This window comes from Pseudomonas sp. SZ57 (assembly GCF_009495975.1).
GTDB lineage: Bacteria > Pseudomonadota > Gammaproteobacteria > Pseudomonadales > Pseudomonadaceae > Aquipseudomonas > Aquipseudomonas syringae.
The window spans coordinates 140,348-152,147 of sequence record NZ_WIBD01000019.1 but is presented as its reverse complement, the minus strand read 5'-3'; the positions used below and the strand labels follow the sequence as shown (position 1 = coordinate 152,147).

Annotated in this window: 11 protein-coding genes; 8 read left to right on the top strand and 3 right to left on the bottom strand. The window is 58.2% G+C overall.

Features of this window, described 5'->3' with window-relative positions; all coding sequences use genetic code 11:
- Positions 1–122 precede the first annotated feature (122 nt).
- Positions 123–1,553 carry an exodeoxyribonuclease I gene (sbcB, locus tag GE543_RS17670; RefSeq protein WP_046271646.1) on the top strand — a complete coding sequence of 477 codons (1,431 nt, stop codon included), beginning with the start codon at positions 123–125 and terminating at the stop codon, positions 1,551–1,553.
- A gap of 73 nt (positions 1,554–1,626) precedes the next feature.
- On the opposite strand, the gene mvaT is transcribed toward sbcB, so the two are convergent.
- Positions 1,627–2,007: a histone-like nucleoid-structuring protein MvaT gene (gene mvaT, locus GE543_RS17665; RefSeq protein ID WP_002554971.1), complete on the bottom strand. Its 381-nt coding sequence runs from the start codon at positions 2,005–2,007 to the stop codon at positions 1,627–1,629.
- A gap of 358 nt (positions 2,008–2,365) precedes the next feature.
- Here mvaT and purU point away from each other — a divergent pair, with 358 nt between their 5' ends.
- Positions 2,366–3,217: a formyltetrahydrofolate deformylase gene (gene purU, locus GE543_RS17660; protein ID WP_003413243.1), complete on the top strand. Its 852-nt coding sequence runs from the start codon at positions 2,366–2,368 to the stop codon at positions 3,215–3,217.
- Positions 3,218–3,294: 77 nt separating this feature from the next.
- Positions 3,295–3,483 (top strand): hypothetical protein, encoded by a 189-nt coding sequence (locus tag GE543_RS17655; RefSeq protein WP_153222004.1) that lies wholly within the window; start codon positions 3,295–3,297, stop codon positions 3,481–3,483.
- A 224-nt stretch (positions 3,484–3,707) separates the two neighbouring features.
- On the opposite strand, the gene GE543_RS17650 is transcribed toward GE543_RS17655, so the two are convergent.
- Together GE543_RS17650 and GE543_RS17645 are read right to left on the bottom strand one after the other, a co-directional pair.
- Positions 3,708–5,180, bottom strand: coding sequence for an inorganic phosphate transporter (locus GE543_RS17650; protein ID WP_003425186.1), 1,473 nt, complete (start codon positions 5,178–5,180; stop codon positions 3,708–3,710).
- 203 nt (positions 5,181–5,383) lie between these two features.
- A complete protein-coding gene (locus tag GE543_RS17645) occupies positions 5,384–5,581 on the bottom strand; it encodes a hypothetical protein (RefSeq protein ID WP_002554967.1) in 198 nt (65 codons plus the stop codon).
- Positions 5,582–6,439: 858 nt separating this feature from the next.
- Between GE543_RS17645 and pcaR the strand changes: the two genes are divergently transcribed.
- The 5 genes from pcaR to GE543_RS17620 all read left to right on the top strand — a co-directional run bounded on the left by pcaR (position 6,440) and on the right by GE543_RS17620 (position 11,787).
- The gene (pcaR, locus tag GE543_RS17640; protein WP_003363842.1) at positions 6,440–7,282 is read left to right on the top strand and encodes a pca regulon transcriptional regulator PcaR; all 843 of its coding nucleotides are present in this window, start codon (positions 6,440–6,442) and stop codon (positions 7,280–7,282) included.
- Between the two features lie 156 nt (positions 7,283–7,438).
- Entirely contained in the window at positions 7,439–8,296 is an 858-nt protein-coding gene (locus GE543_RS17635; RefSeq protein WP_153222002.1) for a CoA transferase subunit A, read from the top strand.
- Positions 8,293–9,075, top strand: a complete 783-nt coding sequence (locus tag GE543_RS17630; protein ID WP_174518690.1) for a CoA-transferase subunit beta — start codon at positions 8,293–8,295, stop codon at positions 9,073–9,075. Before GE543_RS17635 ends, GE543_RS17630 begins: the two co-directional genes overlap by 4 nt.
- On the top strand, positions 9,072–10,274 hold the full coding sequence (gene pcaF / locus GE543_RS17625; RefSeq protein ID WP_173929316.1) for a 3-oxoadipyl-CoA thiolase: 1,203 nt from the start codon (positions 9,072–9,074) through the stop codon (positions 10,272–10,274). The genes GE543_RS17630 and pcaF overlap by 4 nt, the downstream gene beginning before the upstream one ends.
- A 211-nt stretch (positions 10,275–10,485) precedes the next feature.
- Entirely contained in the window at positions 10,486–11,787 is a 1,302-nt protein-coding gene (locus GE543_RS17620) for an MFS family transporter (protein WP_003413237.1), read from the top strand.
- Positions 11,788–11,800: the final 13 nt, after the last annotated feature.

Genomic DNA, 11,800 nt, shown 5'->3' with positions numbered 1-11,800 from the left:
CAACCGACCATTCAATACGCGGGCTGTAAGAAAACATTTCCCGGTGCGCCGGATACGACCCGATTAGCCAATGACACCTGTCAAGCCCTACACTTCGCGGGTCTTTTGTTCAGGATCAGCCCGTGACCTCCAGCATCTTCTGGTACGACTACGAAACCACCGGTATCAACCCGCGCAATGACCGTGCGCTGCAGATGGCCGGAATTCGCACGGATACCGACCTCAATGAAATAGCGCCTCCGGTCAATCTGCACTGCCAGCTCAGCGATGACATCCTGCCTCATCCTGCCGCCTGCATGATTACCGGAATCACTCCGGCCACGCTGGCAGAAAAAGGCCTGTGCGAGGCCGATTTCATGACGCGCGTACATGCCGAACTGTCTGCGCCGGGTACCTGTGGCGCGGGTTACAACACCTTGCGTTTTGATGATGAAGTCACGCGCTACAGTTTTTATCGCAACTTCTTCGACCCCTACGCGCGCGAATGGCAGGGGGGCAACAGTCGCTGGGATCTGATCGATGTCGTGCGGGCCGCCTACGCATTGCGCCCCGATGGCATTGTCTGGCCGGAACAGGACGGCCGTGTCACGCTGAAACTGGAGCGGCTGACGGCTGCCAATGGTATTGATCACGGGCAGGCGCACGACGCGTTATCCGATGTGCGTGCAACTATTGCTCTGGCGCGTTTGATTCGTGAAAAGCAGCCGAAGCTTTACGACTTTCTGTTCGCCTTGCGCAGCAAGCAGAAAGTCCAGGAACAGGTACGCCTGATGCAGCCTCTGGTGCATATTTCGGGACGTTTTTCTGCGGCGCGCAATTACCTGGGCGTGGTGCTGCCGTTGGCGTGGCACCCGCATAATCGCAACGCGCTGATCGTGTGTGATCTGCACCTGGATCACTCACCGTTGTTGCACGAGGACGCTGAAACACTCAAGCGGCGTTTATATACGCGGCACGACGCGCTGGGCGACGGCGAATTGCCCGTGCCGCTCAAACTGTTGCATATAAACCGTTGCCCGGTGATCGCGCCGCTGGGGGTGCTGCGCAGCGAAGATCAGCAGCGGCTGCAACTGGACATGGCTGGCTATCAGGTGCGCGCAACGCAATTGAGTGAACGCCGCGAAGTTTGGCACGATAAACTGGCGGCGGTTTACGGCAAGGACGATTTCGCCGCAAGTGAAGATCCCGAACAGCAGTTATATGACGGTTTTATAGGTGATCGTGATCGTCGACTGTGTGAGCAAGTTCGGCAGGCCGAGCCCGAACAACTGGCGCGTGACGCCTGGCCGTTTGATGATGCCCGATTGCCTGAATTGTTATTCCGGTATCGCGCTCGTAACTTTCCTGACACCTTGAGTGGCGAAGAGCAAACACGCTGGCGGGATTTCTGTCAGCAGCGCTTGCGCAACCCGGAATGGGGCGCTCCCAACACCCTGCATGACTTTACGGCCGCATGGGTAGAATGCTCCCTTAGTGCCGCGCCAGAGCAGTTGGAGGTGTTGCGGCAATGGCAGGATTACGCACACGAACTGAGTAACCGTCTGGGCGTATAGAAAATACCGGGCAATAAAAAACGCCAGCAAGCTGGCGTTTTTGCAATCGCGATGAACCGCGATCTGGTGAAGCTTAGCCCAGCAAAGTGGCCCAGCTTTCAACGTCGTCGCTGCCCCACTTGGCTTTCCACTCTTTCAGCGTCTTGTGGTTGCCACCTTTGGTTTCGATGACTTCACCGTTGTGCGGGTTCTTGTATTGCTTGACCTTGCGCGCGCGTTTGGTGCCGGCAGGTTTAACAGCGCCGCCACGAGGGGCCTTGTTTACCTTGGCATCCGGATCCAGCAGGGCAATGATGTCACGCAGCGACTTTTGGTATTCGCCCATCAGCGTGCGCAGTTTGCCTTCGAATTCCAGCTCGGTTTGCAGTTTGTCGTCTTGCGACAGGTTCTTCAAACGGGCTTGCAGTTCTTTGATGGCTTCTTCTGTAGCGCGGTATTCGTTGATCAGGGACATGAGGAGACCTTATGTTGTGAGGGTTGCAGGGATACAGTGCGGCAATAATAGTCACTGTAAATGAGCAAGTAAACATTAAATAAAAGTTTTATTTGAATTATTTAGCAATATACACACGTCCTACAGACGTCTGAACTAGGGGCGCGTCACGCTTCCTTCAAAAGATCGCCGCTATAAAGCCCTCTTTATTACAGGTTTTGTTTAGCGGTGGGCACCCGGAAAACGCATACTGGCAAGGTGCAATCTTTGGCCTTGGCGGTGTGCTTTTTCGCCATCTGAATTCAGGCAACAGAGATACTGCAGTTTTGCTGCGCAGCCGCTAGAATAGCGGCTTTGCGAAGTTCTGGAGTTTCCCCCAATGCGCACTTTTCGTCTGGTGATTGCTTGCCCGGACCGTGTAGGCATCGTTGCCAAAGTCAGTAACTTTCTGGCGTCCCATAACGGCTGGATCACCGAAGCGAGTCATCATTCGGACAATCTCAGCGGCTGGTTTTTCATGCGTCACGAGATCCGTGCCGACACCCTGCCTTTTGACCTGGACGGCTTCCGTGAAGCCTTCACGCCGATTGCCGAAGAGTTTTCGATGGACTGGCGCATTACCGACTCGGCGCAGAAGAAGCGCGTCGTGCTCATGGCAAGTCGCGAATCGCACTGTCTGGCCGACCTGCTGCACCGTTGGCACAGTGACGAGCTCGACTGCGACATCGCCTGTGTTATCTCAAACCACCAGGACCTGCGCAGCATGGTCGAGTGGCACAACATCCCTTACTACCATGTTCCGGTGGACCCGAAAGACAAAGAGCCTGCGTTCGCCGAGGTATCGCGTCTGGTCGGTCATCACCAGGCCGACGTCGTGGTTCTGGCGCGTTACATGCAAATCCTGCCGCCGCAGTTGTGCCGTGAATATGCCCATCAGGTCATCAATATCCACCATAGCTTCCTGCCATCGTTCGTCGGCGCCAAGCCTTATCACCAGGCCTCGTTGCGCGGCGTCAAACTGATCGGCGCGACCTGTCACTATGTGACCGAAGAGCTCGACGCCGGTCCGATCATCGAGCAGGACGTCGTGCGCGTCAGCCACCGTGACAGCATCGAAAACATGGTGCGTTTCGGCCGCGACGTGGAAAAAATGGTGTTGGCCCGCGGCCTGCGCGCTCACCTGGAAGACCGCGTTCTGGTTCACGACAACAAGACAGTCGTCTTCGGCTGATCTATCTTTTCCGGAGCGCGTCTGTCGCGCTCCCGACTCAGCTGTCGGCAATGGTGCAACGCGCAAGGTGACAGCCAATGACCGATCCTCTCGACAAAGCCACTTCCACCGCTCCGGCAACGCTTGGCGAAGGCTGCCTGAGCCGCTATGACCCTGCTGAACTGACTGCGGAAAACGGCACTGATTTCGACGGTGCCGCAGCGCTGTGGCAAGCGCAAGCGCCTGTTGAAGGGCTTGAGGAGGAGGGCGCGCAGGGGGATAAGTGAGTCAAACCCTTCGGGCGGTGCAATGGATGCGCCGCCCGAAGGGTTTTAGGCTCTGTACGAAAAGTGGCTGCGCTCGGTGATGCTTCGTTAAAAACAGGCTCGGAATGCGAGTCCAATCGGAATGCTCATTTACAACACGTAGAGTCGAACGCGACCCCGGCCGTTCCTCGCCTGTTTTTGCCTCGCCTGACCTTCGCTCGCCGACTTTTCGTACAGAGCCTAGATCAGGCCAGGGCTTTGGAAGCCAGCCAGAACAACGCTGCGGACAAGGCGACCGTTGCCGGCAGGGTCAGCACCCAGGCCAGCAGGATGGTGCGCACGGTTCCGCCTTGCAGGCCGCTCTTGTTGGCGACCATGGTGCCGGCTACACCCGACGACAGAATGTGCGTGGTGGACACCGGAAGACTGAACACGTTGGCCAGACCGATCGCGCAGGCGGTGGTGATCTGCGCCGACATGCCTTGTGCGTAGGTCATGCCCTGCTTGCCGATCTTCTCGCCGATCGTCAGTACCACACGTTTCCAGCCGACCATGGTGCCGATGCCAAGCGCCAGTGCGACCGCCAGAATCACCCAGAACGGTGCGTACTCGGTGGTGGTGGTCAGGTCCTTGCGAAGTTTCTCCAAGTCGGATTTTTCACGCGCTGACAGGTCAGGGAGTTTGCCGACCTTGCGGGCGGTGTCGTCCAGGCACAACAGGTAGCGACGAACTTCGATGCGGCTTTCAGGGGCCAGCGCGTGGTAGTCGGACACGCCCTTCAGGCGGTCGAGCAGCGCGTCGATGGTAGGTTCGGTCTGCTTCGGGTTACAGGCGGAACTGGACGGCAGGTCGCCTTTTTCGGCTTTGCCCATGGCCAGATATTCGCCCAGCGTGCTGCTGTTGCGCTGATAGAACTGGTTCAGGTGCTGGGTCGCGTCGCGGGTGCGTTCGATCTGGTAGGTCGTGCTGGTGAGGTCAAGCACGAACTGGCTGGGCACGATACCGATCAGCACCAGCATGATCAGGCCAATACCTTTCTGGCCGTCATTCGAACCGTGTACGAAGCTGACCGCCATGGCGGAAATGACCAGCACCAGACGGTTCCAGAACGGCGGGTGCTTCTTGTCATCCAGTTTGCGGCGCTGGTCAGGGGTCTTGTGCATCTTCGACAGCGGGCGCCACCATTTCAGCGCAATCAGTACCAGACCCGCAACGATAAAGCCGGCCAGCGGCGAGAACACCAGCGAAGCGCCGATATCGATCGCTTTCTGCCAGTTCACGCCATCGGCCAGCGGGATATCGTTGAGCAGCGCATTGGCCAGACCCACACCGAGTATCGAGCCGATCAGCGTGTGCGAACTGGAGGCCGGAATGCCGAAGTACCAGGTACCGAGGTTCCAGGTAATCGCCGCCGCCAGCAGCGAAAACACCATGGCCAGGCCATGTCCGGTGTTGACGTTGATGAGCAGTTCGACCGGCAGCAGGTGGACGATGGCATAGGCAACGCCCACGCCGCCCAGCAACACGCCGAGAAAGTTGAATACACCGGAAAAAAGCACGGCCAGGTGAGGCGGCATCGCTTTGGTGTAAATGACTGTCGCCACCGCGTTGGCGGTGTCATGAAAGCCGTTGATGAACTCGAAGGTGAGGACGAAAGCCAGGGCGAGCAACAGGCTCACAAGCACCCAGGCATCAAGCCCGCTGAATAAATCGATCATGTAGGTTTTCTGACCGGGTCTGAAGGGGGCGCGATTATGACAGAAAAAATACCGAACGACTTGTCGTCACCACGCGGTGTCGCCTCAAACCAAAAAAAAGACGCATGAGCGCCGCCCCGTTGAATGTTCAATGAGGCAGTAAGGCGTGTAATTCCGGGGGCTGGAAGTCAGAGTGTCGGGCAGGGATCGGCAGACCCGTGCTGTCATGGCTCTTCTTTCAGGCCTTCTTCCATTTTTTGCAATTCTTGCTTGAACGCCTGGTCCAGCAGGCTGGCTCTTTTGCGCCAAGGCTTGCGTTCCGGTTCCGGTTGCGCGGCGTAGGTGGTGATTTCACCGCCGTAGACATCCTTGTAGCGTTGTTCCTGGCGCTCAAGTTCCGCGCGCAGTTCATCTTTAGTCACTTTAATACCTGATCGAGTCGAATGGGCTCTGGCGATGACGCAGAACATTGCAAGTATGTTCACTCCAGTCTGGCCGTATACCAAATACAGTCAGCGTCCTGTTCGGGCAATTGCGCGAAAGGGTTACTGGACATGCCTGTTGTTGTCTGCGGCTACGTGCACCAGAGAAAAACACCTGTCGTAGCGACACACGTTTGATTTCAAGCACAGGGCTTGTGCTGGCAGGCTTGCTGATGGTCTCGCGGCGATACTGCACCGTGACAGCGCGTCGACAGGGCAGTCGATGCGAAAATCGGGTGAGTGGATCAATCGTTGCGAGGGTATTGCCAACCAACTGACGGATACTATCTCCAAGAACTTCTGCTACGTCAACAACAGAGGTTGAATGAGTTCACATGTCTGGTTTTTTTGTACGATTGTTCCGAAGTTTCAGTGAGCCGTTTATATGACATAAGTTTTATAAAACAGTTTTCACTTTCGACGACAAAATGTTGGCGAAGAAATTCCACGCTTTTTATATGCAGGATGTGTGGAGTTGCGCGGCAGGCACCGACCGCGAACGGGATGAGGAGGAGGGTGTCGCGAGCATCGGGCAGGAGGGATGCGCCTGAGTAATGAAAACGGCCTTGCTTGGTGAGCAAGGCCGCTGCCTTGGACTTCTCAGTGGGTACCTGACCAGTATTTCCAAGAAGTCACTTCGTGGCAGAGGTAAAGGTATAAGTATATTTACATGGGGTCAATTGCGATTATCGGCCACCTGTTCGATAATCGAACACGCGGGGAAGGGCTTCGCTCCCCTGAAAAGTGCTGGAACCTACGGTTTACAGGGCCTGAAAGGCAGTTACATAAGGTGTGTCAATGAACGACGAACTGCGTAAATCTTTTGCCTCATTGGCACCGCCCATCGTGGCGTCGCCCGCAAAGCGTATTCAGGCGCTGACCGGTGACCCGGATTTCATGACCTCGCTGGCGCGTGGGCTGGCAGTGATTCATGCCTTTCAGGAGCGCAAGCGGCACCTGACCATTGCGCAGATCAGCCATCGCACGGAGATCCCTCGCGCGGCAGTGCGTCGTTGCCTGCACACGCTGATCAAGCTCGGTTATGCGACCACTGATGGCCGTACCTACTCGCTACTGCCCAAGGTGTTGACCCTGGGCCACGCCTATTTGTCATCGACGCCACTGGCAACGTCGTCGCAGCCTTATCTGGACCGTATGAGTGATCAACTGCACGAGGCGTGCAACATGGCCACGCTGGAAGGCGACGACATTCTGTATATAGCGCGCTCTGCAACCACGCAGCGGCTCATCTCGGTCGACCTTTCCGTGGGCGGTCGTCTTCCCGCGTACTGCACGTCCATGGGCCGCATTCTGCTGGCCGCACTGGATGACGTGTCGCTGCATGAGTACCTTGACCATGTCGATCTGCAGCCCAAGACCAGCCGCACCATTCGCACGCCGGAGGCCTTGCTCGAATGTCTGCAGCTGGTTCGGCAACAAGGCTGGTGCATTGTCGATCAGGAACTGGAGCAGGGGCTGCGTTCGATTGCCGTACCGGTCTATGATGCGTCGGGCCAGGTGCTGGCTGCGCTGAATGTCAGTACCAGTGCCGGACGTGTGGCACGCAGCGAGCTGGAACAGCGCTTTTTGCCGATCATGCTCGATGCCAGCCGCGACCTGAGTACGCAGCTGTTTACCTGACGTGGCCGTGTTTTCGCCGGATTGAATTCGTTCGATTACCGAACGTTTAGTCGATTATCGGATTGTTTGCCTTCTTGCTCAGGCATAACCTCATTTTCATTCCGGCGCAGGTCTTCGCGCTGATCATTGAACGTGATGTTGGGTTCGGAGCACCTCATGGCAGACATTCTTTTTCTACGCGATGCGGTGAAGCAACTGGTCAACGATGGCGACACCGTTGCGCTGGAAGGCTTCACGCATCTGATCCCCACGGCCGCTGGCCATGAAATCATCCGTCAGGGTAAAAAAGACCTGACCCTGGTGCGCATGACGCCCGATCTGATCTACGACCAGTTGATCGGTGCCGGCTGTGCGAAGCGGCTGATTTTCTCGTGGGGCGGCAACCCTGGCGTTGGCTCCTTGCACCGTTTGCGCGATGCCGTTGAAAAGCAGTGGCCGCGCGCGATGGAAATTGAAGAGCACAGCCATGCCGACCTCGCCAACGCTTATGTAGCGGGTGCGTCCGGTCTGCCGTTCGCCGTGCTGCGCGCTTATGCCGGGTCCGACCTGCCCAAGGTCAACCCGCTGATCAAGACGGTCACCTGCCCGTTCACCGGCGAAGTGCTGGCAGCGGTGCCTTCGGTACGTCCCGACGTAACCGTGATTCATGCACAGAAAGCCGACCGCAAGGGCAACGTGCTGTTGTGGGGCATTCTCGGTGCGCAGAAAGAAGCCGCACTGGCTGCGAAGCGTTGCATTGTGACGGTGGAAGAAATCGTCGATGACCTCAAGGCGCCGATGAACTCCTGCGTGTTGCCGACCTGGGCGCTGAGCGCGGTGTGCCTGGTGCCAGGCGGTGCGCACCCGTCTTATGCGCATGGCTACTACGAGCGTGACAACCCCTTCTATCAGGCCTGGGACCCGATCGCCCGAGACCGGGAGACCTTCACGGCGTGGATCGATGAATACATCCACGGCACCGCAGACTTCAGTGAATTCCAGAGCAAGCTGGCTCGCGCGTCGGAGGCCAAATAATGACTTACTCCACCAGTGAAATGATGACCGTTGCCGCAGCCCGTCGCTTGCGTAATGGTTCTGTGTGCTTCGTCGGCATCGGCCTGCCTTCGAAGGCAGCGAATCTGGCACGTCTTACCTCTGCGCCTGACGTGGTACTGATCTACGAGTCCGGCCCGATTGGTGCCAAGCCCACGGTGTTGCCGTTGTCTATCGGTGATGGCGAGTTGGCTGAAACCGCCGACACAGTGGTATCCACCAGCGAAATTTTCCGCTACTGGCTGCAGGGCGGTCGCGTCGATGTCGGCTTTCTCGGCGCGGCGCAGGTCGACCGTTTCGGCAACATCAACACCACCGTGGTCGGCGATTACCACCATCCAAAAGTGCGTCTGCCGGGTGCAGGTGGTGCGCCGGAGATCGCCGGTTCGGCCAAATCAGTGCTGATCATCCTCAAGCAGTCGGCGCGTTCGTTCGTCGACAAGCTGGACTTCATCACCTCGGTCGGCCATGGCGAAGGCGGCGACTCGCGCAAACGTCTGGGCCTGCCAGGCGCCGGTCCGGTGGGCATCATCACCGACCTGTGCATCATGGAGCCGGAAGCCGGCACCCATGAGTTTGTCGTGACCACGCTGCACCCTGGCGTGACCCGCGAGCAGGTCGTTGCTGCAACCGGATGGGAGATCCGCTTTGCCGACACGGTGGCGGTTTCCGAAGAGCCTACCGACGTCGAGCTGACGGCGCTGCGTGATCTGGAAGCACGAACTGCCGCGGCTCATGGTCAGGTTGCAGGAGAAGCGTGATGCGTGAAGTATTTATTTGCGATGCGATTCGTACGCCCATCGGTCGCTTTGGTGGCGGGTTGTCTTCGGTGCGAGCAGACGACTTGGCGGCGGTGCCGATCAAGGCGCTGATGGAGCGTAACCCGTCGGTCAACTGGGAAGAGATCGACGAAGTGTTCTTCGGCTGTGCCAACCAGGCCGGTGAGGACAACCGCAACGTCGCGCGCATGGCCGCACTGTTGGCTGGGCTGCCGGAAAGTGTACCGGGCGTCACCCTCAATCGTTTGTGTGCGTCCGGGATGGACGCCATCGGCACCGCTTTCCGGGCCATCGCGTCAGGTGAAATCGAGCTGGCCATCGCCGGAGGCGTCGAGTCGATGTCCCGTGCCCCCTTCGTGATGGGCAAGGCCGATGCCGCGTTTTCGCGCAACATGAAGCTGGAAGACACCACCATCGGCTGGCGCTTTATCAATCCGGCGATGAAAGCGCAGTACGGCGTGGACTCAATGCCCGAGACGGGCGACAACGTGGCAACCGACTTCAGGATTTCTCGAGCCGATCAGGACGCTTTCGCCCTGCGCAGCCAGCAACGCACTGCCGTTGCCCAGGCTGCGGGCTTTTTCGAGGAAGAGATCGTGCCGGTGCGAGTCGCGCACAAAAAGGGCGAGACCCTTGTCGACAAGGATGAGCATCCGCGTGGCGATACCAGTCTGGAAACCCTGAGCAAACTCAAGCCGGTCAATGGCCCGGACCGTACGGTGACTGCCGGTAATGCGTCCGGAGTCAACGACGGCGCTGCTGCACTGATTCTGGCGTCGGCCGAAGCGGTCAAAAAGCATGGCCTGACGCCCCGCGCCCGCGTGCTCGGCATGGCCAGCGCGGCGGTTGCACCTCGGGTGATGGGCATTGGCCCGGTGCCAGCGGTGCGTAAACTGGTCGAGCGGCTGGGCCTGGCGGTGACCGATTTCGATGTCATCGAGCTCAATGAAGCATTTGCCAGCCAGGGGCTTGCGGTGCTGCGCGAGCTGGGTCTGGCGGACGATGCGCCGCAGGTCAATCCCAACGGCGGGGCGATTGCCCTAGGCCATCCGCTGGGTATGAGCGGCGCGCGGCTGGTGCTGACGGCGCTGCATCATCTGGAGAAAACCGGCGGGCGCAGAGGTCTGGCAACCATGTGCGTCGGCGTCGGGCAGGGGCTTGCGCTGGCCATCGAGCGGTAAGCCCTCCCGCTTCAACCTGTTGTCCAGCAACCCGGATCGTTTGTCTGCCTCCACGAAAAGGCGGGCCGATGATCCGGGTTGTTGTTCGTCTGGGCACTGGATGTTCAACCCTGCCGATTTTCCTGGTGGCTGAATTGCTCAGACTGATTGTGCTCGATTAAAGACGGTGTTACAGATTGTTTCTTATGGACAGTTCTGCTTGGGGAAAATAATGACTACAACATCAAAAGCACCGCATTACACCGGCGAGGAGCGAAGCAAAAGAATTTTCGCGATTGTCGGTGCTTCATCCGGCAACCTGGTCGAATGGTTCGACTTTTATATCTACGCCTTCTGCGCGATTTATTTCGCACCGGCTTTCTTCCCTTCCGATGATCCGACCGTTCAGTTGCTCAACACCGCAGGTGTGTTTGCCGCTGGCTTTCTGATGCGTCCGATTGGCGGCTGGCTGTTTGGTCGTGTCGCAGACAAACATGGCCGCAAGAACTCCATGCTGATTTCGGTCACCATGATGTGTGCCGGATCATTGATCATTGCCTGTCTGCCGACCTATGCATCGATTGGCGCCTGGGCGCCGGCCTTGCTGCTGATGGCGCGGCTGCTGCAAGGCCTGTCGGTGGGTGGCGAGTACGGCACCACGGCCACTTACATGAGTGAAGTGGCGCTGCGTGGCCAGCGTGGCTTTTATGCTTCGTTTCAGTACGTGACTCTGATCGGCGGGCAACTGCTGGCGGTGTTGACCGTGGTCATCCTCCAGCAATTCCTGACCACCGAAGAGTTGCGTGACTACGGCTGGCGCATCCCCTTCGTGATCGGTGCTGCCGCTGCGGTCATTGCCTTGCTGCTGCGTCGCACCCTCAATGAAACCACCACGGCCGAAAGCCGGCAGGACAAGGACGCGGGCAGTATCGCGGCTCTGTTCAAGCATCATGCGGCTGCCTTTATCACGGTGCTGGGTTACACCGCCGGTGGCTCGCTGATTTTCTACACCTTCACGACCTACATGCAGAAATACCTGGTCAACACCGGGGGCATGGAAGCCAAGACCGCCAGCTACATCATGACCGGCGCGCTGTTTCTATACATGTGCATGCAGCCGTTCTTCGGCATGCTTGCGGATCGCATCGGCCGTCGCAATTCGATGCTCCTGTTCGGCGCGCTGGGTACGCTGTTTACAGTGCCGATCCTGATGACGCTCAAGACCACCACCAACCCGTTCATTGCCTTTGTGCTGATTACTCTGGCGCTGGCGATCGTCAGCTTCTACACCTCGATCAGCGGGCTGGTCAAAGCGGAGATGTTTCCGCCTCAGGTTCGTGCGCTGGGCGTGGGTCTGGCGTACGCAGTGGCCAACGCGATGTTCGGCGGTTCGGCTGAGTGGGTTGCGCTGAAACTCAAGAGTGCCGGGATGGAGAACAGCTTTTACTGGTACGTGACGGCCATGATGGCGGTAGCGTTCCTGTTCAGTCTGCGCTTGCCCAAAGAGCCCAAGTACCTGCATCAGGATCATTGATCGCAGGTATGTT

Coding starts and splice junctions, on each gene's coding strand:
- mvaT (WP_002554971.1), bottom strand. CDS start 2,007: ATGTCCCTGATCAACGAATACCGCGCTACAGAAGAAGCCATCAAAGAA.
- purU (WP_003413243.1), top strand. CDS start 2,366: ATGCGCACTTTTCGTCTGGTGATTGCTTGCCCGGACCGTGTAGGCATC.
- GE543_RS17655 (WP_153222004.1), top strand. CDS start 3,295: ATGACCGATCCTCTCGACAAAGCCACTTCCACCGCTCCGGCAACGCTT.
- GE543_RS17650 (WP_003425186.1), bottom strand. CDS start 5,180: ATGATCGATTTATTCAGCGGGCTTGATGCCTGGGTGCTTGTGAGCCTG.
- pcaR (WP_003363842.1), top strand. CDS start 6,440: ATGAACGACGAACTGCGTAAATCTTTTGCCTCATTGGCACCGCCCATC.
- GE543_RS17635 (WP_153222002.1), top strand. CDS start 7,439: ATGGCAGACATTCTTTTTCTACGCGATGCGGTGAAGCAACTGGTCAAC.
- GE543_RS17620 (WP_003413237.1), top strand. CDS start 10,486: ATGACTACAACATCAAAAGCACCGCATTACACCGGCGAGGAGCGAAGC.